The 21,273-nt window shown below is 63.9% G+C and carries 21 protein-coding genes and 2 pseudogenes; 4 read left to right on the top strand and 19 right to left on the bottom strand.

Translation table 11 applies throughout. The features are described 5' to 3' along the window. The first annotated feature begins 137 nt into the window (after positions 1–137). A pseudogene (locus tag AB3L03_RS21655) lies at positions 138–564 on the top strand (hypothetical protein). Between the two features lie 4 nt (positions 565–568). Here AB3L03_RS21655 and AB3L03_RS21650 read toward each other — a convergent pair. The 5 genes from AB3L03_RS21650 to AB3L03_RS21630 all read right to left on the bottom strand — a co-directional run bounded on the left by AB3L03_RS21650 (position 569) and on the right by AB3L03_RS21630 (position 5,195). Next, entirely contained in the window at positions 569–784 is a 216-nt protein-coding gene (locus AB3L03_RS21650) for a hypothetical protein (RefSeq protein WP_085350818.1), read from the bottom strand. A 125-nt stretch (positions 785–909) separates the two neighbouring features. Beyond that, complete coding sequence (locus AB3L03_RS21645) at positions 910–1,632, bottom strand: SDR family NAD(P)-dependent oxidoreductase (protein WP_085350711.1); 723 nt, start codon at positions 1,630–1,632, stop codon at positions 910–912. Beyond that, a complete protein-coding gene (locus AB3L03_RS21640; RefSeq protein ID WP_368507013.1) occupies positions 1,625–3,007 on the bottom strand; it encodes a class I adenylate-forming enzyme family protein in 1,383 nt (460 codons plus the stop codon). The genes AB3L03_RS21645 and AB3L03_RS21640 overlap by 8 nt, the downstream gene beginning before the upstream one ends. Then, the gene (locus AB3L03_RS21635; protein WP_018453301.1) at positions 2,994–3,239 is read right to left on the bottom strand and encodes an acyl carrier protein; all 246 of its coding nucleotides are present in this window, start codon (positions 3,237–3,239) and stop codon (positions 2,994–2,996) included. Before AB3L03_RS21635 ends, AB3L03_RS21640 begins: the two co-directional genes overlap by 14 nt. A gap of 141 nt (positions 3,240–3,380) precedes the next feature. After that, positions 3,381–5,195, bottom strand: a complete 1,815-nt coding sequence (locus tag AB3L03_RS21630) for a long-chain-acyl-CoA synthetase (RefSeq protein ID WP_204512449.1) — start codon at positions 5,193–5,195, stop codon at positions 3,381–3,383. A gap of 257 nt (positions 5,196–5,452) precedes the next feature. Here AB3L03_RS21630 and AB3L03_RS21625 point away from each other — a divergent pair, with 257 nt between their 5' ends. Continuing rightward, positions 5,453–6,166 carry an SGNH/GDSL hydrolase family protein gene (locus AB3L03_RS21625; protein WP_204512450.1) on the top strand — a complete coding sequence of 238 codons (714 nt, stop codon included), beginning with the start codon at positions 5,453–5,455 and terminating at the stop codon, positions 6,164–6,166. A 44-nt stretch (positions 6,167–6,210) separates the two neighbouring features. Here AB3L03_RS21625 and AB3L03_RS21620 read toward each other — a convergent pair whose 3' ends face one another. From AB3L03_RS21620 to AB3L03_RS21595, 6 genes and pseudogenes are all read right to left on the bottom strand, one after another. Continuing rightward, positions 6,211–6,480 (bottom strand): DUF3551 domain-containing protein, encoded by a 270-nt coding sequence (locus AB3L03_RS21620; protein WP_007597230.1) that lies wholly within the window; start codon positions 6,478–6,480, stop codon positions 6,211–6,213. A gap of 31 nt (positions 6,481–6,511) precedes the next feature. Beyond that, the gene (locus AB3L03_RS21615; protein WP_018453298.1) at positions 6,512–6,793 is read right to left on the bottom strand and encodes a DUF3551 domain-containing protein; all 282 of its coding nucleotides are present in this window, start codon (positions 6,791–6,793) and stop codon (positions 6,512–6,514) included. A 128-nt stretch (positions 6,794–6,921) separates the two neighbouring features. After that, positions 6,922–8,799 carry a molecular chaperone HtpG gene (gene htpG / locus AB3L03_RS21610; RefSeq protein ID WP_204512451.1) on the bottom strand — a complete coding sequence of 626 codons (1,878 nt, stop codon included), beginning with the start codon at positions 8,797–8,799 and terminating at the stop codon, positions 6,922–6,924. A 122-nt stretch (positions 8,800–8,921) separates the two neighbouring features. After that, positions 8,922–9,335 (bottom strand): hypothetical protein, encoded by a 414-nt coding sequence (locus AB3L03_RS21605; RefSeq protein WP_018453296.1) that lies wholly within the window; start codon positions 9,333–9,335, stop codon positions 8,922–8,924. Positions 9,336–9,597: 262 nt separating this feature from the next. Next, on the bottom strand, positions 9,598–10,197 hold the full coding sequence (locus AB3L03_RS21600) for a nuclear transport factor 2 family protein (RefSeq protein ID WP_026232506.1): 600 nt from the start codon (positions 10,195–10,197) through the stop codon (positions 9,598–9,600). Between the two features lie 162 nt (positions 10,198–10,359). Beyond that, positions 10,360–11,165 (bottom strand): annotated as a pseudogene (locus AB3L03_RS21595) (response regulator). A 221-nt stretch (positions 11,166–11,386) separates the two neighbouring features. Between AB3L03_RS21595 and AB3L03_RS21590 the strand changes: the two are divergent. Both AB3L03_RS21590 and AB3L03_RS21585 read left to right on the top strand, forming a co-directional pair. Further along, on the top strand, positions 11,387–11,617 hold the full coding sequence (locus AB3L03_RS21590) for a NepR family anti-sigma factor (RefSeq protein WP_026232505.1): 231 nt from the start codon (positions 11,387–11,389) through the stop codon (positions 11,615–11,617). Next, complete coding sequence (locus AB3L03_RS21585; RefSeq protein ID WP_007597240.1) at positions 11,617–12,165, top strand: sigma-70 family RNA polymerase sigma factor; 549 nt, start codon at positions 11,617–11,619, stop codon at positions 12,163–12,165. Before AB3L03_RS21590 ends, AB3L03_RS21585 begins: the two co-directional genes overlap by 1 nt. Positions 12,166–12,270: 105 nt before the next feature. On the opposite strand, the gene AB3L03_RS21580 is transcribed toward AB3L03_RS21585, so the two are convergent. The 8 genes from AB3L03_RS21580 to AB3L03_RS21545 all read right to left on the bottom strand — a co-directional run bounded on the left by AB3L03_RS21580 (position 12,271) and on the right by AB3L03_RS21545 (position 21,254). Further along, positions 12,271–12,969: a nitroreductase gene (locus AB3L03_RS21580; protein ID WP_204512453.1), complete on the bottom strand. Its 699-nt coding sequence runs from the start codon at positions 12,967–12,969 to the stop codon at positions 12,271–12,273. A gap of 134 nt (positions 12,970–13,103) precedes the next feature. After that, on the bottom strand, positions 13,104–14,348 hold the full coding sequence (locus tag AB3L03_RS21575; RefSeq protein ID WP_018453291.1) for an acyl-CoA dehydrogenase: 1,245 nt from the start codon (positions 14,346–14,348) through the stop codon (positions 13,104–13,106). A 136-nt stretch (positions 14,349–14,484) separates the two neighbouring features. Further along, entirely contained in the window at positions 14,485–15,732 is a 1,248-nt protein-coding gene (locus AB3L03_RS21570; protein ID WP_018453290.1) for an acyl-CoA dehydrogenase, read from the bottom strand. Positions 15,733–15,747: 15 nt separating this feature from the next. Further along, positions 15,748–16,875, bottom strand: a complete 1,128-nt coding sequence (locus AB3L03_RS21565; protein ID WP_204512454.1) for an acyl-CoA dehydrogenase family protein — start codon at positions 16,873–16,875, stop codon at positions 15,748–15,750. Between the two features lie 27 nt (positions 16,876–16,902). Beyond that, on the bottom strand, positions 16,903–18,774 hold the full coding sequence (locus AB3L03_RS21560; RefSeq protein ID WP_368507012.1) for an AMP-binding protein: 1,872 nt from the start codon (positions 18,772–18,774) through the stop codon (positions 16,903–16,905). Between the two features lie 43 nt (positions 18,775–18,817). Next, positions 18,818–19,624: an enoyl-CoA hydratase/isomerase family protein gene (locus AB3L03_RS21555; RefSeq protein WP_368507011.1), complete on the bottom strand. Its 807-nt coding sequence runs from the start codon at positions 19,622–19,624 to the stop codon at positions 18,818–18,820. Positions 19,625–19,825: 201 nt separating this feature from the next. Further along, positions 19,826–20,584 carry an SDR family NAD(P)-dependent oxidoreductase gene (locus tag AB3L03_RS21550; RefSeq protein ID WP_018453286.1) on the bottom strand — a complete coding sequence of 253 codons (759 nt, stop codon included), beginning with the start codon at positions 20,582–20,584 and terminating at the stop codon, positions 19,826–19,828. Between the two features lie 67 nt (positions 20,585–20,651). Continuing rightward, complete coding sequence (locus AB3L03_RS21545; protein WP_018453285.1) at positions 20,652–21,254, bottom strand: TetR family transcriptional regulator; 603 nt, start codon at positions 21,252–21,254, stop codon at positions 20,652–20,654. Positions 21,255–21,273: the final 19 nt, after the last annotated feature.

Genomic DNA, 21,273 nt, shown 5'->3' with positions numbered 1-21,273 from the left:
TCCAAAGGGACATACGTAGAAGAATCGATTCGGTTCGCCAGGCGCGCGCCCTTGCAACCATTGGCCGAAATGGACCCGGACAACAAGATGAGGGCGCACTGCAATGCCACAGAAGGTCATTAAACGGTTGACCGTAAATGGCGTCTAGTCTCGATGATCTGACATGGTTGCGCGGGAACATCGACGTGTCCGACTTCGACAGGAAGGACTCCATCGCTCCGGCAAGCCGGCGCACTGGGCATAATCCGATCAGCGCGGTGAAGACGCCGGAAAGCCTGACCGCGGCCGTGGATAGCTGGGCCGAAACCCATCACCTGTAGCGCTCGGAAGCCATCCGTAAGCTGGTCGAGCTCGGCCTGAAGGTCGCGCCCCCGGCACTCCCGCCAGGGCACCCGCTCGCTTCGGATGCCACCAGGATCGAAGAGCTTGCGGTGCGTGAACTCGAGGGACTGCTCGATCCTGCGCTGTCTGGAAGACGAACGCGAGCGCCGGATCCGCCGCCTGACCGAGGGCCCGCCGGAGTTCTCACACGAACGGATTGACCTGCCGAAGCATCGGACCTGAATGTCTAGTGCAGCTTTTCGCCCACGCGCTTGCGTAGCGCGGAGGCGGGAACGTCATGGCAGCCGACAAGACGCACGAATTTCTGCGGATACATTTCGTAACCGTGGTCACCGGAATTTTGGTGAGACATCGGCTCGCAGTGAACGGGCTCGCAGTGAACGTCGCTTTGCTGTGCGCAAGATGGCTTTACCGACGCCTTGCCCGGGCTCGAAGCGGTCATGGACTGCTCCCTATCGATTAGGGCAGATCGATTGACGTAACCCAATCGATTGCGCGGGATCTTACGACCCAATCCGGATGATGTCATTGCGCCGGATCAATGCAATTGTGGCGATGGAGTTCCGCCTACGCCGTGTTGCCCGCGTCGACCGTAAACACGGTACCCGTCACATTGCGACCGCCCTCTCCCAGCAAATACTCCACCATCCGCGCGACGTCGTCGGTCTCCGGCAGGCGGCGCAGCGCGCTACGGCCGGCGATGCGCTTGCGGCTGTCGTCGGACAGATTGTGCGTCAGCTCGGTGTCGATGAAACCGGGCGCGATCGCGTTCACGGTGATGCCGAGCTTGCCGACCTCGCGCGCGAGCGAACGGGTGAAGCCGGTGGCGGCGGCCTTGGTCGCACCGTAAACCGAGAGGCCGTTATAGCCGGTCGTCGCGATAATCGAGGAGATGTTGATGATGCGGCCGGCACCGTCGGCCATCATCTGCCGCGCGACATATTTGGTGAGAATGATCGGCGACAGCACGTTGAGCTGCACCAGCGCCTCGATCTCGGAATTGTGCATGGTCGCGAGCAGGCCTTCGGTGCCGAGGCCGGCATTGTTGACGAGGCCGTAGATCGGTCCGAATTCGTCGCGCACGAGTTTTGCATAGGCAGGGATCGCGTCGATCACGGCGAGGTCGCAGGCGCGGAAATGCAGGCGCCCCTCCGACCCGGCAATCGCCGCCTTGAGCTCGTCGCTCTCGCGCCGCGCCGCCGCGATCACGTTGTAGCCGCCATCAACAAGCCGCTGGCCGATCGCAAGGCCGATACCGCGGCTACCGCCGGTGACGAGAACATTATGCATCGGTGCGCGCCAGTTTGCCGGCCGGGGTGACGTCGAGCGCCTCGACGAAGCGGATCACCGCCGGCACCTTGTGGGAGGCGAGCTGAGCGCGGCACTGATCCAGAATCTGGTCGCGGATCTCTTTCGCGCGCGCCGGATCGGTGCCGTCGGCGAGGATCACGTCGGCGACGACGATGCCGCCGGTGATCGGGCTCTTGCGTGACTTCGCCCGCGACATCCGCACATCGAGATGACGGTTGATCACCGCCTCGATCTCTTCGGGGTGAACCTTCAGCCCACCGATATTGATGATGCCGCCGCGGCGGCCGACGAAATAGTAGCGGTCGCCGCGCAATTCGACGATATCGCCGCTATCGACATACCCGTCTGCATCGGTGAGCGCAGCCGCGTCGCGACCGATATAGGCGTGCGCCGTGCGCGTCGAACGGATACGTAGCGAGCCGTCGACGACCTTCATTTCGACGCCGTTGCGGTTGCCGAGATAGTCCGCCGGAAAGCCTTCCAGCCCGTCATTGACGGCAAAGCCGACGCCGGCCTCGGTTGACGCATAGGCATGGCCGACGGAGGAATTCGGGAACGCCGCTTTCAGGCCGTCCAGCACCGCCTGGTCGGCGATCTCGCCGGAGAGGCGGACATAGCGCGGCGCGAACTGCGCGGCCGAGCCGCTCATCAACAGCTTGCGCCAGTGCGAGGGCGTGCCGGAGATGTGGGAGACGCCCCGCGCGTTCAGCCGCGTGACGTGATCGGCGAGCGCCTCATGCGGATCGGACAGCACCATCGAGCCGCCCGAGAGGACGGCGCGGAGGAATATCTGCAGGCCGCCATAGCGGCGGATGTCGTAGAACGTCGCCCATACCGGCGCGGGTCCGCGCGCCGGGCCTTCGGCGACGATGGCGCCGGTGAGTGCTTCCAGCGTATGGCCGACGATTTTCGGCACGCCCGACGTGCCCGAAGTGAGCATCAGCCATTCCGTGGCGCGCTCGGTCCTGGCCGGCGCTGTGGCTTGAAGCGGCAGTTGTGCGGTGACGACCAGCGGCACGCCAGTCTCGGCCCAGCGATCGGGCTCGTCGGTGACGACGGCATCGATCCCGGCATCCGCCGTCAGCGCGTCGAGATGCGCCGGGTTGAGATCCGGCGGGCACAGCAGCATGCGGCGGGCAATACCGTCGAGCTCGATCATGGCAAGACCCGATCGGAGCTGGTCGGACAATTTCAGCAGCACCGCGCGGCCGGACAGCTCGCCCAGGCGGCCACCCAGGACCGTCTGCGACAGGATATCCGTCAGCGACACGACATCGTGCGCGTCCGACAGCGTGCGGCCGGTCAGCTCCGCGCCAAGATGGTCGCGGAGCGCAAAGATCTCACGCGGGGACATTTTCGTAGGCCCGCACGAAATCGCCCACGGTGGCGGGGAACGCTGCGTCCTCGGAAATGGTGAAAGGGTCGACGCCAGTCTCGTCCTCGAGGCGCGCCACCAGGATGGCGAAGGCGAGCGAGTCGAAGCCCGTCTCGTGCAGGGACAGCTCGTCCGAGAGTGCGGGAAGCGCGACGTGCTGCTCCTTGGCGATCTGCTGGATCGCTTCAATGACCTTAGACCGTACCGACATGGCTGGCTCGCTTCTGTTGTCGTTCGTGTTGCGGCGGTTCTTGATGACCGCCTCCCTTGCCCGTTTGTTTACCCGACAGAAGTAAATGGCTTCTTGGACAATTCGGATAAAATTGGACCTATCTGGCGGATTTTCGCGTGGCTAGAGCCGGATCGTACCCTCGTTGATTTGCGCATACGTCTCCGCATCCAGCGCGACATAGGCGCCGGTCTTCGGGTCCAGCATGAACAGCGGATCGGAGATCGCGCCCGGATCAAATCCCTCGCGCGCGAGCTCGCCCTTCTTCTGCTTGAAGGTCTCGGTCGCGTCGAGCTCGCGCGAGATGCGTATGAAGACGGGGCGAGCATAGGCCGGCAGGCGCTGTGCGAGATGGGCGGGCAGCGCCTCGACGGCGAAGCCCTCGTTCACCACGATCGCGCTCATGCCGGCGCGGCCGTCGGTGCCGGGAATGCCGACGCCGTAGGTGGTGGCGTCGATCACGCCGGTGAAATCGCGCACGGCGTCATTGACCTCCGAAGTCGCGACGTTCTCGCCCTTCCAGCGAAAGGTGTCGCCGATGCGGTCGACGAAGTGGAAGAAGCCCTTCTCGTCGAGCCGCATCAGGTCGCCGGTGCGGAACCAGGAATCGCCCTTGGCAAAGACATCGCGCAGGATCTTCTTCTGGGTCTCGCTCGCCTCGGTGTAGCCCTCGAAGCGACCGCCGCCCTCATCCGCAGTGCCGATGCGGCCTATGGCTTCGCCGGCCTCGCCGCGCGCGCAGGGGATACAAAACCCCTCCGCATTGCGCAGCGGCGCGCCGTTATCGGGCTCGAGCTTGACGAGACCTGCAGGGAAACGATGCGCAAGCAACGGTGGAACGCGGCCGATCGCGCCGGGCTGGCCCTCGACATTGAACAGCGAGAAATTGCCTTCCGTCGCCGCGTAGAATTCAAGGATGCGGGGAATGGCGAAACGCGCCTGAAAATCGTCCCAGATGTCACCGCGCAGGCCGTTGCCGCAGACGAGCCGGAGGCGATGCCGGTTCTCGTATTCCGACGGCGGCGCCTTGAGCAGATAGCGGCAGAGCTCGCCGATATACTGAAACAGCGTACAGTCGTGACGCACGAGGTCGGGCCAGAAATTCGAGGCCGAGAATTTTTCCGCGATCACCACGGAGCCGCCGGCAGCGAGCATGCTGCATGGCGCGACGATGCCGCCAACCGAGTGGAATAGCGGCAGGCAATCGTAGAGCCGATCCTGCGGCGTCGCGCCGGTGAGGCCGGCGAACCAAAAGCCCCAATTGAGGATGCGGCGATGGCTGATGCTTGCGGCTTTCGGCAGGCCGGTCGTCCCGGACGTGTAGATCAGCAGGGCCCGGTCGTCGATGGTGACGTCGCCACGCTCGTCCGGCGAAAGCGGCCGGTCATCGAGGGCGTCGAGCGCGACATCGATCGGACGCTCGCTGCGGGCATCGCCGTGGGTCCAGACCTTTGCTTCCGTCTTCAAGTGCGGCAACGCGCCGGCCAGCTCCGCTGCAAGCTCATGCGCAACAATGATGTGAGCGGGCTTTGCGACTCCGACGCAATGCGCGAGCGACTGCCCGACGAGCTTGGTGTTGATCAGCGCGACCACGCCGCCGACGCGGCTGATGCCGAGCCAGGCCGCGACATAATCGATGCCGTTCGGAATGATCAGCGCGACAGTGACGCCCTTGGCCACACCGGCCGAGCGTGCCCAGCGCGCATAACGATTGATGCATTTCGAAAGCCCCTCATAATCGAGGCTCGCGTCATTGGTGGCCAGCGCAATGCGATTGGGCTGGCGCTGCGCCCAATCGTCGACGACATCGGCGAACAGCCGGCCCGGCAACGTCTCGATCCGTGCGGTGAGCTCGATCGCCTTCAGCCAGATTTTCGAAGCCGAAGGTGCGCGCGCGGCTTTCGGTTGCTCGATGACGCCGGTTGTCATGCCGTTCATTCTTTCGGAACGTGTCTGCGGGTTTCCGGCAGCTTAGCTCGCACGCCCTGCCCAGATGTTAAGAGACAAGGTAAAACCGGGTTAGTGCACGATTAACTCTAGTGATCCTTTACCAAACCGGAGGCGATCGAGGTGCGCCGCCTGGCAGTTCTTGCAATAGCAAAGCCAGTTGTCGGGGCGTGAGGCTAGGCGGCTCCGGGCAAACGGGTTAGCCTTTTTGACCCTGCATTGTCCCGGTTGCGAAAGGGAGACGACCTGTGGCTCTCGGCTCGTCTGAATTTCCCGTCCAGGCCGCGCCGTTCGAGCAGCCGCTGACCAATTTTGCCAATGGCCTGAGGCGCGGACAGGTCAAGGTGGTCGCGATCGGCTCGTCGACCACGGCGGGCGAAGGAGGCATCGCGCCCTATCCGCAACGATTGCTGGCGGACCTTCGGAGCATATTTCCGAAGCCCGGGATCGATGTCATCAACCGGGGCGTCGGCGGCGAAGAGGCTCCCAAGGAGCTTTTGCGGTTCAAGCACGACGTCTTCGACCAGAAGCCGGATCTCGTGATCTGGCAGGTCGGCACCAATGCGGTGTGGCAATCCGCCGATCAGAATCCACCGACCTTCGACGAGACCAGGAGGGCCATCGCTGACGGCGTCGATCAGCTGCTTGTGGACGGAGGGATCGACGTCATCCTAATGGACCTGCAATATGTGCCGGCGGTGCTGACGCCGGCCAAGGCCGACAAGGCGAACGCGATGGTCGCAGCGATCAGCGAGATCGCGCATGCAAAGCGGGTCAACGTCTTTCGCCGCTTCGCGCTGATGAAGGGCTGGCACGATGTTGCAAGAATTTCGTTCGACCGCATCGTCGACCCGGGCGACGACAGCAGGCTGCACGCAAGCGACTGGACCACGGACAAGATGACCTGGCAGTTGACCGACGCGATCGTCACCGCGGCCAACGAGGCGCCCCACGGCAGCTAGCCCTGCATACTCCGTCTGATTGACGGCCGAACGGGCGGTGGGCCCTAGCCGCCTCGCTGATGGCGCAAGCGCTGCGGGGGTGCGTTGAACGGATAATACGGATTGAGATCGCAGCTGGCGGAGCGGCCGGAAGCCGTAGCTCGGCACTGCGGCACTGAGGTGAAGGAGCAATCGTACCACTCCCCGCCACCGCCGTTTGCACCGGAATAGACGTGCATGCAGACGGGATAGCGCGGATCGAAGGTCTGTGCATGCGACGGCGCGGCCGTGAGCAGGGCACCGACGGTCATGATCAGTCCGAACAAGCGATGCATGAAAATTCCCCCTGAAGGCCGTTGCGGACCGCTAGTGCACGTTCTTGTGGCGCCGGCGCGGCGGCGGCGGGGGTTGGTCGAACGCATAGTAGGGATTGACGTCGCAGCTTGCCGAGCGGCCCGAGGCCGTGGCGCGGCACTGCGGCAGCGAGGTGAAGGAGCAATCGAAATAATCGCCGCCGCCCCCACCAAAACTACCGGGCGTATAGACGTGCATGCACACCGGGTAACGCGGATCGTAGGTCTGGGCGCTGGCATCTGCCGCCACGAACAGCGTGGCAATTGCGGTCAGGGTCAGGATCGGCAAACGCATGGAGAAATCCTCGAATCTGTCATGTCGGCGGCCCGGATACCGGCTACCTCGTATGGCATAACACCATGGCAGAGGCGACCGTTCCTGCGCGCAGTTGACGGCAAGGTGAGTGCGGTGCACTGCGCCCGCTACGCGCCGAGCCCTTGCAACACCAGCCGGTTCAACCTTGCCGCAAACGCCGCAGGGTCCTCCGGCAGCTCGCCGTCCAGGATCTGCGCCTGTTCGAGCAGGAGCAGGCTGAGATCGTCAACCGTCTTGGAGCCGGCCTGAGCCTTCGTGATCGCCGTCACCAGCGGATGGCGCAGGTTGATCTCAAGGATCGGCTTGGTGCGCATGCCACGGTTCTGCTGAGACAGGATGCGCTCGAGCTCGCGGCTCGGGCCCTGGCTGTCGGCGACGAGGCAGGACGCGGAGCTGGTAAGACGCGTCGAGGCCTTGACGTCGCTGACGCGCTCGCCGAGCGCGGCCTTGATCACCGCGATGGTGGCGGCCTCGTCGGCGGGCGGCTCGTCCTTTTTCGCCTCGTCGGCTTCGTCGACGCGCGGGATCAGGTCGAGATTGAGATCGCCCTGGCTCAGCGACTTCAGCGGCTTGCCGTCGAATTCCGAGGGCATCGAGGTCCAGAAGGCGTCGACGGGATCGGACAGCAGCAGAACTTCGATGCCGCGCGCAGTCGCCGCCTCGAGCCGGGGGTTCGACTTCAGCCGGTCGATGCTGTCGCCGACGAGATAATAGATCTCGGTCTGGTTCGGCTTGAAACCGGCGACGACGTCCTTGAGCGAGCGCTTCTCGCCCGAGGTCGTGGTGAAACGCGACAGCGCGAGCAGCTTTTCTCGGCGTTCGAAATCCTCGTAGATACCTTCCTTCAGCACCGCGCCGAAGGCCTCCCAGATCTTCGCGAAGTTCTCCGGATCCTTCTCCGCCAGGCTTTCGAGCTCGGACAGCACGCGGGTCGCCACGGCCTTGCGGATCTGCGCGAGCTGCGGATTGTTCTGAAGCATCTCGCGGGAAATGTTGAGCGGGAGATCCTCGCTGTCGACGACGCCGCGGATGAAGCGGAGATAGCCCGGCAGCAGATCGGCATCGTCAGTGATGAACACGCGGCGGACATAGAGCTTGACGCGCCCCTTGCGGTTCGGTTCGAACAGGTCGAACGGCTTCGTCGAGGGCGCGAACAGCAGCACGGCGTAGGAGTAACGTCCCTCCGCGCGATAATGCAGCGTCATCGCGGGATCGTCGAAGGCGGAGGCGATCTGCTGATAGGACTTCTTGTAGTCTTCCGGCGTGAGCTCGGATTTCGAGCGCTGCCACAGCGCGCTCGCAGAATTGATCTGACGCGGTTCGCCCCCTTCAGGCACGAGCTCGATGGGGAAGAGGATGTTGTCGGAATAAGCGCCGACGATACGTTCGATCTCGTAAGCTTCGAGATATTTCTTCGCATCGTCCTTGAGATGCAGGACGATCTCGGTGCCGCGCTGCACGCGGCCCGCATCCTCCTCGCTGGCACGCGCGATCTCGAAGCCCGAGCCGCCCGAGGACGTCCAGGTCCAGACGTCGCTCTCGCCGGCGCGGCGGCTCACCACGACGATCTTGTCGGCTACCATGAAGGCGGAATAGAAGCCGACGCCGAACTGGCCGATCAGGCCGAGACCATCCTTGGCCTCCTTGAGCTTCGACACGAAGGCCTTGGTGCCCGAGCGGGCGATGGTGCCGAGGTGGTCGATCAGCTCCTGCCGCTCCATGCCAATGCCATTGTCGGCGATCGCAAGCGTTCCGGCCGTCTTGTTCGGAATGATCCGGATCTTGAGCGCGTCGCCTTCGCCCAGCAGCGCCGGATTCGCGATGGCCTCATAGCGCAGCTTGTCGCAGGCGTCAGAGGCATTGGAGACGAGCTCGCGCAGGAAGATATCGGTCTCGGAATAGACGGAATGCACCATCAGGTGCAGAAGCTCGGAAACCTCGGCCTGGAAGGGCTGCGTATGCACAGCCGTGTCTGACGTCGTCATGCGTTTACCCGGTCAATCCAAAGAGGAAGAAACCCGGGATATAACGCGAGGGGGCAGGGGATCAAGTAGACGTCAGCAATCGCCCTCCGGGCGGAGGGCGACTTGTCCGTGGCCAAAGCCGATCAAGTCACACAGCGGCCGGGTTGGAGCAGCTTTGCGACCTCGGTCAGGGAGCTGACCATCGGCTCGCAGGCGATCGTCGGCTTTTTGCGGCTCTGCTTCTGGTCCGGGAGCAACACCGGCGGCTTGGCGTTGCCGGTCTCGATCACCGCGGGGACCCGCAGCAGCACCGACGTGTCGGCCAGATCGTTCAGCCGCATCGACACGGTGCGGGTCGGAACCTCAGCCTGCTTGATGTCGGCCAGCCGGTCCGCTTTGCTGGAGCGATTGACGTTATGGCCCGGCTTGTCAGCGACCGCCTGCCAGCGGTCGGCCGGATCATGGCCGGAGGCCAGCTGCACGGCGCCGACCTGGACGGCGCCAAGCGTCGCGGCGATCGCGACGGCGCCTAAAAATACCTTTTGAATCTGTGACATGGCTGTCGGTCCCTCGCCCCATGGCGATCGCGGGAACAACGCGAGGAGAGGACCCAGAGTTCTCAGGCGTTAAGATCACTTAACCGTGTGCGAAAAGGCAGGGTGCGAAAAGGATGGCCCCACGAAAAATTTTGCAACCCCCTGGAACGACTTTCAGGGACGGGAGTCGTATCAACAGCCGGCTATTCCCCCCTGCCCCATAAGCCGGCGACGTAGGGCGCGACTGTGGTGATGCCAGTCGCGCCTTACTTTTGTCTGGCGTTCAGTTCGCCTTCCCCGCAAGCCACTCCCGCCCCTCCGCATAGAGCTTCTCAACCTCGGGCCCGGTGAGGCCTGGCATGTCGCGCTTGACCTTGTAGCCGATCAGCTCCTGCATGTAGGCGAGGTGGCGGTAGCCTTCGGGCAGCGCGGCAAGGGCTTTCTGGTCGAGCTGAAGCGTCGCGGAGGGATCAACCGGGTCGATCCGGTCCTTCTCGTAGATCGGCTGGCGGCGGACGATGCCCCATTTTCCCTGCCGCTTCTCCAGGAAATCGTAGAAGCGCCCGGTGCAGACGACGTCGCAGGGCACGTCGTGCACCGGTGCGCGCTGCGAGATGGTCATCTTGGTCTGCGCGATGGCGCGCGCCCCCTCGAGATCGATGCTGCAGCCACCGAGGAAATGCAGGATGCGCACGCCCTTGGCGAACCCCTCCTGGCTGACCCGCATGAAATCCCGCGCCGGCCCCTGAAACCAGGTGGCGGACATCCAGCCTTCCTCGTGCCAGACGGTGGCAAAGCGCTCCCAATCGCCGGCATCGCGCCACACCGCCCAGTTCTCGACGAGGTCGCGGATGGCGAGGCGATCGAGGAGTTGCTGGTCCATGAACACGTCTCCGATGGCACCGCGGCTGCAACGGCCGCTGCGCGAGGTATGAGCGGCGAATTCGATGGCCGTCAAGCGTGACAACCGGATCAACAAAAATCCGGCGCACCTTGCGGCACGCCGGATCGGATTTCGTCAAAATGCCGGGCGCTGGCGCCTTCGTTACGCCGCCGGTACCTTCGGCGCGCGGTTGCGGGAGTTGCGCTGGAAGAACAGCGCCTGGCTCGCCACCGCCGACACCATCGCCGGCTGGAACGGTTTCGAGATCAGGAAGGCCGGCTCCGGTCGCTCGCCGGTGAGGAAGCGCTCGGGGTATGCGGTGATGAACACCACCGGCACCTCGAAGGTGCGGAGCAGCTCGTTGACGGCGTCGAGGCCCGACGAGCCGTCGGCGAGCTGGATGTCGGCGAGGATCAGGCCCGGTCGCTTGTTCTTTGCCAGCGCGACCGCATCGGCGTGGGTGCGGGCGACGCCGACGACATTGTGGCCGAGGTTCTTCACCAGGCTCTCGAGATCCATGGCGATGAAGGTCTCATCCTCGATGATCAGCACGTCGGTGGCGATCTCGGCTGCCATCTCACGCCCTGCGGCATCCGCAAGCCGGCGCGTCTCACCGACGTCGGTGCCGAGAATGTAGCCGACCTCTTCTTCCGAAAATCCCTCGAGCGAGAGCAGCAGGAAGGCTTGCCGCGGCAAGGGCGTGATGTTGGACAGCCGCCGCTCCGGCGGCATCGGCAGGTTCGTCACCTCGAATCGTCGTTGACGGAAACGGAATTCCAGATTTGGGTGAACAGCCGGAACAGGCCGGCGCGCGGCCCGTGGCTCTCGTCGAGCACCGACGGATCTCCCAGCATGGCTTCCAACATGGCTGCGACATAGGCGTCACCGGAGGACTGGCTGCCGGTCAGGGCGCGTGCGTACCGGCGCAACAACGGCAAGTGTTCAGCAACAAGCTGTGAACGGGACATCCCCACTCCATATCATCATCGGGCCGACCTTGACGTGCAGGCGTTAGGCGGGGGGCCCGGGTTCCCCTGCTGGGCTGATTACGCCTCAGCCTGAGAAAAGTTCCGCATGGGGGCGGAACTTTTTCTCGCAGCTCGCATTGAGCCTATCCAGGGAACGGCTCCCGGTTGAGAGAACTTCTCGATTTTACAGTTACTTAACTCGGGGAAACGTGGAACAGGTCATGAAAGATCTCAAGTCTCAAGCCAGCAAAAGCACGACCCCCGGCAAGGGAGGGCTCACTCCGGAGATCCAGTCCCGGATCGGGCACCAGCTGCGCGCCATGTACGACGACGTGGTGCGGCAGGGGGTTCCGGACCGGTTCGCGGAACTGATCAAGAAACTTGATGCGCCGGGAGCGACCCCCCAAGTGGAAAATGGTGGCGGCTCTAACGACAACAATGGGAGGGATTGATGCCTCTCACGGATTCCCTGCGTAACGACATCCTGGCGGCCGTGCCCAGTCTGCGCGCGTTTGCCATCTCGCTCAGCGGCAATGCGGACCGCGCCGACGATCTGGTCCAGGAGACGCTGTTGCGGGCGCTCGCCAACATCGACTCGTTCCAGCCCGGCTCCAATCTGCCGGCATGGCTGTTCACGATCCTGCGCAACCTGTTCCGCTCCGACTATCGCAAGCGGCGGCGGGAAGTCGAGGATGCCGAAGGCAATTATGCTAAGACGCTGAAGACGCAGCCCTCGCAGAACGCCCATCTTGAGTTCGAGGAATTCCGCACGGCGCTCGACAAGCTTCCGCAGGACCAGCGTGAAGCGCTGATCCTCGTCGGCGCCTCCGGCTTCTCCTATGAGGACGCGGCTTCGATCTGCGGCTGCGCAGTCGGCACGATCAAGAGCCGCGTCAACCGTGCGCGCTCCAAGCTCGCGGCGCTGCTCTATGTCGACGGCGCCGAGGATTTCGGGCCCGACGAGACCATTCGCGCCGTGATCGGCGGCAGCGGCGGCTGACGGCCGGCGTCAATCGAACTGAGACCGCGATGAAGGCGGCCGCATCCGCGGCCGTCTTTTCGCGCGAACGGGATCACGTCCAATACGGAGCGTGCATCGCCTCGATCACTCGTCCACGAAGGTCACGGTCTCGGCCAGGCTCGCACGCGACGTCCGGTAGCTGTTGACCTTGTGGGCATTGTCGGCATAGCCGAACGAGATACCGCAAACGATGCGGCGATCATCAGGCAAATTGAAATGGCGGCGGATCAGGCCGGAGTGGCGCGCGAGCGCCGCCTGCGGAATTGTGCCGAGCCCGAGCGCCTGCGCGGCCAGCATGAAGTTCGAGACATAGGCGCCGCAATCGATCGCACCGTAGATGCCGAGCGGCTCGTCGGTATGGATGACGGCCACATGCGGCGCGCCGAAGAAATTGTAGTTCTCCAGCGCCTGCTTGGCATAGGCCATCTTGTCTCCGCGCGCGATGCCGAGCGTGTTGTAGAGCTGAAAACCGCTCTCGCGGCGGCGTTCGAGATAGGCGCCGAGATATTCGCGCGGCGGCGTGAAATCATAGTCGTCCCCGAGCCCGCCCGAAGCCTCCTTGTAGATCAGCTTGCGGAAACGCTCCTTGGCCTCGCCGCTGGCGATGACGACCTGCCAGGGCTGGCTGTTGCACCAGGACGCCGTGCGCTGCGCGGTGGTCAGCACGTGCTCGATCGTCGCGCGATCGACTTCCTTGGCCAGGAAGGCGCGCACCGAGTAGCGCTCGTTGAGCAGCTCTTCGAGCACGCCGATGCGGTTGTTATGATTGACTGCAGCGTCCATTGCTTAAGCTCGCTTTCGTGCCCCGGACGCGACGCAGCACGAAGTGATGCGGCGCTGAGGCGGGGCCCATTGTGGCCTGTCTGTTACGGCTCCTGGGTCCCGGCTCGCGCTTCGCGCGTCCGGGACACGAGATGTCAACGCCCCTTGGTCGGAATCTTGTTGTACGGCACGTCCTTGTCCACGCGGATGTCGCCCGGCAATCCCAGCACGCGCTCGGCGATGATGTTGCGCAAGATCTCGTCGGTGCCGCCCGCGATGCGCATCGAAGGCGAGGACAGCAGCATCTGCTGGAACTGGCCCTGCACGGTCTCCTCGTCCGTGCCGGTGAGAACGCCGGCCGCGCCCTGGAGGTCCATGGCATAGGTCGCGATGTCCTGTAGCATCATGCCGGAGACGAGCTTGCCGATCGAATTTTCCGGTCCCGGCCGCTCGCCCTTGGACAGCGCCGAGATCGCGCGGTAGCTGGTGTATTTCAGCCCGCTCGACTTCACCGCCCAGCTCGCGAGTTTTGAGCGCACGGCGGGATCGTCGATGGCGAGGCCATCCTCCAGCATCAGGTTGGAGCAGAACTCGAACATCTCCGGGACGCCGGTCGCAAGCCGCGAGCCGATCGACATGCGCTCGTTCATCAGCGTGGTCAGCGACACGCTCCAGCCCTCGCCGATGGCGCCAAGACGCTGGCTGTCGGGAATGACGACGTCGGTGAAATAGACCTCGTTGAACTCCTGCATGCCGTTGGCCTGCTTGATCGGGCGCACCTCGACGCCGGGGCTCTTCATGTCCAGGAAGAACATGGTGAGACCTTTGTGCTTGGGCACATTGGGATCGGTGCGCGCGATCAAAAGTCCGTAGTCGGAATAGTGCGCACCCGAGGTCCAGATCTTCTGGCCGTTGACGACCCAATTGTCGCCCTTCTTCTCCGCGCGCGTGCGCAAGCCCGCGACGTCAGAGCCCGCTGATGGCTCGGAGAACAGCTGGCACCAGATCTCCTCGCCCGCGGCCAGCTTCGGCAAATGGCGCCGCTTGGCCTCCTCGCTGCCAAAAGCCATCACGGTTGGCCCGCACATGCCCTCGCCGATCTGGAACGGCTGCGTCAGCTTGCCATAGACGCCTTCCTCCTGCTGCCAGATCACGCGCTCGATCGGCGTCGCACCGCGGCCGCCATATTCCTTGGGCCAATGCAGGCAGGCCCAATTGCCTTCGGCCTTCTTCTTCTGCCAGGCCTTGCCGACATCGACGATGTCGTGGTTGGCCAGCCGGATGCGGCCGAGCGAGGATTTTGACAGCTCAGCCAAAAACTCCTTCGGCGCGTTGGCCTCGACCCATTTGCGCGCGGTCTCGCGGAAGGCGGCTTCCTGCGGGGTGTCGTCGAAATTCATGGCGGACCTCTTCGTTCTTGCTCTGTCTTAGTCCCTCATGGTGAGTGGCGCGCAGCGCCGTCTCGACCCACGAGGCCCCAGTTGGGCCTGCATCCTTCGAGACGCCGCGCTCCGCGGCTCCTCAGGATGAGGATCATCAGCCTCTTCCCTTCGTCAGGATCCTGTTGAACGGCACGTCCTTGTCGACACGGATGTCGCCGGGCAGGCCCAGCACCCGCTCGGCGATGATGTTGCGCATGATCTCGTCAGTGCCGCCTTCGACACGGGTTCCCGGCGCGCGCAGCAGCATCGCCTGGAAGCGGCCGGCGAGTTCGGAATCTTCGGCACCGCTGATCACACCGGCGGCGCCTTGCAGATCCAGCGCATAGGTCGCGACATCCTGGATCATGGAGCCCGCGACCAGCTTGCCAATGGAGTTCTCCGGTCCCGGACGCTCGCCCTTCGACAGCGCCGAGATCGCGCGCATGCTGGTGTATTTCAGTCCGCTCGCTTTCGCCGCCCAGCTCGCCAGCTTCGCGCGCACCGCGCGGTCCTCGATTGCCGGGCCATCGTCCAGCATCAGGCTGGAGCAATATTCGAACAGCTCGGGGAAGCCGGTCGAGACGGCCGCGCCGATCGCGCTGCGCTCGTTCATCAGCGTGGTCAGCGAGACGTTCCAGCCGTCACCGACCTCGCCGAGGCGCTGGTGATCGGGAATGCGGACGTTGGTGAAATAGACTTCGTTGAAGTCGGAAGCGCCGCTCGCCTGCTTGATCGGCCGCACCTCGACGCCAGGGCTCTTCATGTCCAGGAAGAACATGGTAAGGCCCTTGTGCTTGGGCACGGTCGGATCGGTGCGGGTGAGCAGAATGCCGTAATCGGAATAGTGCGCGCCCGACGTCCAGATCTTCTGGCCGTTGATCACCCAGTCATCGCCATCCTTCTCGGCGCGCGTGCGTAGGCCCGCAACGTCGGAGCCGCCGGCGGGCTCGGAGAACAGCTGGCACCAGACCTTTTCGCCGGAGGCGAGTGGCGGCAAATAGGCGCGCTTATGCTCCTCGCGCGCGAACGCCATCATGGTCGGCCCGCACATGCCGTGGCCGATGATGAACATGCGGGATAGCTGGCCGAACGGCCCTTCTTCCTGCTGCCAGATCACACGTTCGATCGGCGACGAACCGCGGCCACCATACTCCTTCGGCCAATGCAGGCAGGCCCAGCCGGCATCTGCCTTCTTCTTCTGCCAGGCCTTTGCCACTTCCAGAATGTTGGCGTTCTTCAATTGCGTGCGGCCGAGCGAGGACTTGCGAAGCTCCTCCTCGTACTGCTTGGGCGCATTTGCCGCGATCCAGGCGCGAGCCGTGGCGCGAAATTCGGCTTCTTGCAGAGTGTCGTCGAAGTTCATGACGTTGCCTTTCGCCTACGCCGCGTTCTTCTTGCGCATGCGGTCGATCAACTGGTCTTCCCAATAGGACAGGCTGCCGAGCCCGAGCGCCATCGCGTTGGCGCGGCGGTAGTACATGTGGCAGTCGAACTCCCAGGTGAAACCCATGCCGCCGTGAACCTGGATGTTGTTCTTGGCGCAGTGCTGGAACGCCTGCGTCGCGCTGATGCGGGCCGCGGCGGCGGCTTCCGGCAGCTCCGCGGCGTTGGTCGAGAGCGCCCAGGCGCCGTAATAGCTGTTGGAACGCGCCAGCGTCGCCGACACGTACATGTCCGCCAGCATGTGCTTGACGGCCTGGAACGAGCCGATCTGTCGCCCGAAGGCGATGCGGTCGAGCGCGTAGTCGCGGCCCATCTCCAGCGCGCGGTCGGAGCCGCCCACCTGCTCGAATGCGCAGAGCACCGCGGCGCGATCGAGCACTTGAGTCAAGATGCTCCAGCCTTCGCCGGCCGCGCCCAGCGGCTCGGCCTTGCAATCCCTGAAAGTGATCTCGGCCTGTCCGCGGGTCGGATCGAGATTGGTCAGGCTTTTCACCTCGACTCCGCCGGCCCTGAGATCGACAATGAACAAGGAGATGTCGCCGTCGCGCCCGCTCGATCCCGTGCGTGCCGCGACCACCGCGAAGTCCGCGATCGCGCCATCGGCGACCGGCTTCTTGACACCGTTGAGCATGCCATTCGCAGCCGTCAGCTTGATGGTCTTCGGTGACGGATTGCCTTTTCCCTCGAACAGCGCCAGCGTTCCGATCGCCTCGCCCGAGGCAATCGCCAGCAACCATTTCTTCTTCTGCGCGTCACTGCCGGCGATCAGCAGCGCCTCGGCAGCCAGATAGACGGTGGAGGAAAACGGCACCGGCGCGTTCGCCCGGCCCATTTCTTCGGCGATCACGCAAAGTTCGAGATGACCGGCGCCCGCGCCGCCGAATTCCTCCGGGATTGCGACACCGAGAAAACCCATCTCGGCGAGGCCTTTCCACAGGTCCTTGTCGTACGGCGCCTTGCCGTCGAGAACTGCGCGCACCGCCTTCGGTGGGCACTTCTCGGTGAGGAATTTGCGCGCCTGGTCGCGGAGCTGCTTCTGGTCGTCGGAGAAATCGAAGTTCATGGCGCGTACCCGTGTTGATGATGTCGATTACTTGAGAATGATGACGTCCCGATCAGGATTCTCCGCATAAAGGCGCTCCACCAGCCCGGCGCGGCGCTCCAGGCCGGCGCGCTGGTTGATGTAACCCTTGTCGGTGAGCTCGTTACCGTCGATCGATGGCGGTTCCGCCATCAGCATGGCGCGCGCGATGATACGGCTGCTGGCGCCTTCGCACTCCTTGTTGTGAGCCTCCAGCCCGCGCCTGAAGCAAGCGATCACCTCGGGATGCTTCACTGCATCCTCGAAGCTGAGATCGGGATTGCCGACGAGCTGGCGGCAGGCATGCAGGTTCGGCCACGCCAGCAGGCCGATGAAGGCACGATCCTGCCCCGCGACCAGCGCGTCATGCACGACGGGCGTCGCGGCGGCGATCGCATCCGTACGGAGCGAACCGACATGGACGAAGGTGCCGGTGGTCAGCTTGAAATCCTCGACGACGCGCCCGGCAAAGATGATGCCCTTCACCGGATCGGTGTCGTCGACGAAGATTCCGGCGTCGCCGATGCAATAAAAGCCTTCCTCGTCGAACATCTTCTTCGTCAGGTCAGGCTGGCCGAAATAGCCCGGCGTGACGTTGACGCCGCGCAGACGCAGCTCGTATTTCGAGCCGCAGGGCACCATCTTCAACTCGACGCCGGGGAACGGCAGGCCGATCAGGCCGACGCGTTCGGTGTCCCAATAGGTACCGGTCGATGTCGGCGCGGTCTCGGTCGAGCCCCACCCGGTGTAGAACACGATGCGCTCACCGGTGGTCTTCACGGCGAGGGCCTGCATGCGGTCGTAGAGATCATCCGGCAGTCGCGCGCCGCCATAAGCCATGATCGAGAGGTTCTTGAAGAAGGATCGGCACAGCGCGTCGTCCTTTTCCATGGCGGCGGCGAGCGCGGCATAGCCCGCGGGGACGTTGGCGTAATAGGTCGGCGAGATCTCGCGCAGATTGCGCAGCGTCTCATCGAACTGGCCCGGCATCGGCCGGCCGTCATCGATATAGAGCGTGCCGCCATCGACCAGGATCGGATGGAACGCCGCATTGCCGCCCATGGTGTGGTTCCAGGGCATCCAGTCCAGCATGGTCGAGATCGGACCGCCGGGATCGCGCGGCCGTACCTGCATCATCATCGCCGCATTGGCGCACATCATCGCTTGCGTGTTGATGACGGCCTTGGGCATGCCGGTCGAACCTGACGTGAACAGCAGTTTGCCGACGGTCTCAGGCGTGATCTTCGCGATCGACACTTCGACATCGGCGGTCACGGCTGTCGCCGCGAGCTCGGCGAAGCTGACGCTCTCGATACCCTCGCAGGGCCGCGAGACGTGAACGACGGTGACGCCGGTGAGATCGAGCGCTTTCAGCGCCTTCTCGAAGGTTGGGCCGTCCTGCACCATCACCACGCCGGGCTTGATGAGGTCGAACAGGTATTTCAGCGTGACGTGATCATGGCTCATCAATGAGTAGGCCGGCGAGACCGGCGCGGCAGGGACGCGCGCCTGCATCGCGGCCTGCGTCATCAACGCGTGCTCGATCGAATTGCCGGAGAGGATCGCGACCGGGCGGCCATCGAGCGCGAGATTGAGCAGGCCCTGCGTCAGCGCATCCACGGTGCGCTTGGCTTCGCCATAGGACAATTTGCGCCATTCGCGGTTCGGGCCACCGCGCTGGGCAAGCCAGATCCGCTCTGGCGCTTCCTTCGCCCATTTTGCCAGCGAAGCCGGAATATGCTTCTCGTAGGTCTGCAGCGGGATGCGCGACTTCAGCACCACCGTGCCGTCGTCGCGGCGCTCGACGTCGATGTCGCGCGCAAGCCACTTGACCTTGCGAAAGGTGGGTTTCGTCATCACCGCCGCCGCGCTTCCACTCATAGTGCGTCTCCCGGAATTTCTCGTCCTTTACGGATCTTCATTGTCAGCGCCTGATATAGACAGGCTTTCGCTTCTCAAGGAAGGCCCTGATGCCTTCCGAAAATTCCTCGGAGCGGCTGCACAGGACCTGGTTGCGATCCTCCATCGCGATTACGGCTTCCAGCGATCCGGCATCGACGCTCATGTTGAGACATTCTTTGGACAGGCGTAGGCCCACGGGCGAGGCCGTGATCATCGCGTCGACATAGGGTTCGGCGGCCTCAGCGAGCTTGTCCTCGTCGACGACCTCGGAGACCAGCCCGACCGCGAGTGCGCGTTCGGCCCCGATGAAGCGTCCGGTGAGGATCAGCTCCGATGCCACGGAGACACCGACAAGGCGTGGCAGGAAATAGCTGGTGCCAATGTCGCAGCCGCCAAGGCCGAGCTTGATGAAGGCGCAGTTCATCCGCGCCGATCTCGTCGCGATGCGGATATCGGAGGCGAGCGCGAGTGCAAAGCCGCCGCCGGCGGCCGCGCCCTGTACCAGCGCGAGGATCGGCTGCGGACAGCGCCGCATCAGCATCACGATGTCGGCGATGCGTCGCTGCAGATCCAGCGACTCGGTGACATCAGGCGGCTCCTGCTGCCCGGCACGACGCTGCATTGCAGCCTTGAGGTCGAGGCCCGCACAGAAATTCTTGCCAGCGCCCTTCAGCACCACGACGCGCGTGTCGCGGTTGCGCTGGAGGCCCTGGAAGTAGACATTGAGCGCGTCGATCAGCGCAGGATCGAGCGCGTTGAGGTGTTCCGGACGATTGAGCGTCACGGTATCGACGCCGTCATTGTGCTCGATCAGCAGCGGTTGGGACATGCGCGCGACTTCCTTCATCCGCAACGATGGTGCCGATTACTGCGCCCTCTCCCCTTGTGGGAGAGGGCATGTACGTCACGCGCCGCGCATTCGCTCGGGTGAGGGGTCTGCCTCCACAGGTGAGATCGTGGAGAGAACCCCTCATCCGGCGCGCTCAGGAGCGCGCCACCTTCTCCCACAAGGAGAGAAGGAAAAAGAGCTCTACCGCGGCGCCATGCGGATCGCGCCGTCGAGGCGAATGGTTTCGCCATTGAGCATTGGGTTCTCGACGATGTGCACGGCCAGCGACCCGTATTCATTGGCGTCGCCGAGACGCGCGGGATGCGGCACCTGGGCACCGAGGCTCTTGCGGGCCTCTTCGTTCAAGCCCATCAGCAGCGGCGTCAGAAATAGCCCGGGGGCGATGGTGTTGACGCGGATCTTCTGGCTCGCGAGGTCGCGCGCGGCCGGCAGCGTGAGACCGACGACGCCGCCCTTCGACGCTGCATAGGCGATCTGGCCGATCTGGCCTTCGTAAGCCGCGACCGAAGCAGTGTTGACGATGACGCCGCGCTCTTCACCGACCGGCTCGATCGTGACCAAGCGCTCGGCGAACAGACGCAGGCAGTTGAACGTGCCGATCAAATTGACGTTGATGATGCGCGCGAACTTTTCCAGCGGGTAGACTCCATCGCGGCCGACGATGCGCTGCGAGCCGCCGATGCCGGCGCAGTTCATCAGCACGCGCGCGACGCCGTGCGCGGCTTCCGCATTGGCGATCGCCGCCTTGATCTGCTCCTCGCTGGTGACGTCGGCATGAAGCGCGATGCCCTTCACTTCGGCGGCGACCTTCTCGGCGTTTTCCTTGCTCTGGTCGATCACGCCGATCTTGGCGCCCTTGGCGGCCATGGCGCGGGCGGTCGCGGCACCAAGGCCCGACCCGCCGCCGGTGATGAGAACGGCTACGTCTTTCAACTGCATCGCTTGTACCTTTCCTCGAACCTTTTCCTTGGGCGTTTCTTCTCTAGACTTCTGCGTTCTGGCCGGATCATCCGGCCGCGGCGGCTTCCTCGATATTCGTGAGAATGCCGCCGCAGATCAGCGTTTCCATGTGCTTGATATATTGCCGGCAGACGTCGTCGGTGACCGGGCCGACGCCGGTCGCGCGTGACATCGCGTGCCGGCCGAAGAACAAATGATCGCAGGCGCCGATCAGGCTGGTGTAGAACAGCACGGGATCGGTGGCGCGGAATTCGCCCTGACTGACGCCTTCGGCGAGCAGGCGGCGATGGAAATCCAGCAGCGGTGCGACGAAGAATTTCGAGACTTCGTCCGCGGAGCCCGCGACGCTCTCGTGCAGCAGATAGTGAATCAACCGGTTCATGTAGGGAAACCGGTGATAGGCGCGGATGATGCCGCCGATGTGCAGCTTCAGCTTCGCGGTCGGCGTGATCGGCTGCGCCAGCAGATATTCCAGGTTGGACAGTTCCGTTCCTGCGTCGCGCTCGAGCAGCGCCAGCAGCAGGCCGTCCTTGTTGCCGAAGTGATATTTGACCAGCGCGGCGTTGGCGCCGGACTTCTGGGCGATGTCGCTCAGGGAAATCTCGATCGAGGAGCGTTCGATCATCAGCTCGCTCGCGGCCACGAGCAATTTCTCTGCCGTGGAATTC

It is taken from the genome of Bradyrhizobium lupini (assembly GCF_040939785.1).
GTDB lineage: Bacteria > Pseudomonadota > Alphaproteobacteria > Rhizobiales > Xanthobacteraceae > Bradyrhizobium > Bradyrhizobium canariense_D.
The sequence above is the reverse complement of the archived record's forward strand: the minus strand, read 5'-3'. Positions and strand labels throughout refer to the sequence as shown.

Excerpts from the sequence above, each read along its gene's own strand:
- AB3L03_RS21620 (WP_007597230.1), bottom strand. The coding sequence starts at position 6,480 with ATGCATCGCTTGTTCGGACTGATCATGACCGTCGGTGCCCTGCTCACG.
- htpG (WP_204512451.1), bottom strand. The coding sequence starts at position 8,799 with ATGACGACGTCAGACACGGCTGTGCATACGCAGCCCTTCCAGGCCGAG.
- AB3L03_RS21590 (WP_026232505.1), top strand. The coding sequence starts at position 11,387 with ATGAAAGATCTCAAGTCTCAAGCCAGCAAAAGCACGACCCCCGGCAAG.
- AB3L03_RS21570 (WP_018453290.1), bottom strand. The coding sequence starts at position 15,732 with ATGAACTTCGACGACACTCTGCAAGAAGCCGAATTTCGCGCCACGGCT.
- AB3L03_RS21565 (WP_204512454.1), bottom strand. The coding sequence starts at position 16,875 with ATGAACTTCGATTTCTCCGACGACCAGAAGCAGCTCCGCGACCAGGCG.
- AB3L03_RS21645 (WP_085350711.1), bottom strand. The coding sequence starts at position 1,632 with ATGCATAATGTTCTCGTCACCGGCGGTAGCCGCGGTATCGGCCTTGCG.
- AB3L03_RS21575 (WP_018453291.1), bottom strand. The coding sequence starts at position 14,348 with ATGAATTTCGACGACACCCCGCAGGAAGCCGCCTTCCGCGAGACCGCG.
- AB3L03_RS21580 (WP_204512453.1), bottom strand. The coding sequence starts at position 12,969 with ATGGACGCTGCAGTCAATCATAACAACCGCATCGGCGTGCTCGAAGAG.
- AB3L03_RS21555 (WP_368507011.1), bottom strand. The coding sequence starts at position 19,624 with ATGTCCCAACCGCTGCTGATCGAGCACAATGACGGCGTCGATACCGTG.
- AB3L03_RS21630 (WP_204512449.1), bottom strand. The coding sequence starts at position 5,195 with ATGAACGGCATGACAACCGGCGTCATCGAGCAACCGAAAGCCGCGCGC.
- AB3L03_RS21600 (WP_026232506.1), bottom strand. The coding sequence starts at position 10,197 with ATGGACCAGCAACTCCTCGATCGCCTCGCCATCCGCGACCTCGTCGAG.
- AB3L03_RS21560 (WP_368507012.1), bottom strand. The coding sequence starts at position 18,774 with ATGAGTGGAAGCGCGGCGGCGGTGATGACGAAACCCACCTTTCGCAAG.
- AB3L03_RS21605 (WP_018453296.1), bottom strand. The coding sequence starts at position 9,335 with ATGTCACAGATTCAAAAGGTATTTTTAGGCGCCGTCGCGATCGCCGCG.
- AB3L03_RS21650 (WP_085350818.1), bottom strand. The coding sequence starts at position 784 with ATGACCGCTTCGAGCCCGGGCAAGGCGTCGGTAAAGCCATCTTGCGCA.
- AB3L03_RS21585 (WP_007597240.1), top strand. The coding sequence starts at position 11,617 with ATGCCTCTCACGGATTCCCTGCGTAACGACATCCTGGCGGCCGTGCCC.
- AB3L03_RS21640 (WP_368507013.1), bottom strand. The coding sequence starts at position 3,007 with ATGTCCCCGCGTGAGATCTTTGCGCTCCGCGACCATCTTGGCGCGGAG.
- AB3L03_RS21615 (WP_018453298.1), bottom strand. The coding sequence starts at position 6,793 with ATGCGTTTGCCGATCCTGACCCTGACCGCAATTGCCACGCTGTTCGTG.
- AB3L03_RS21550 (WP_018453286.1), bottom strand. The coding sequence starts at position 20,584 with ATGCAGTTGAAAGACGTAGCCGTTCTCATCACCGGCGGCGGGTCGGGC.
- AB3L03_RS21635 (WP_018453301.1), bottom strand. The coding sequence starts at position 3,239 with ATGTCGGTACGGTCTAAGGTCATTGAAGCGATCCAGCAGATCGCCAAG.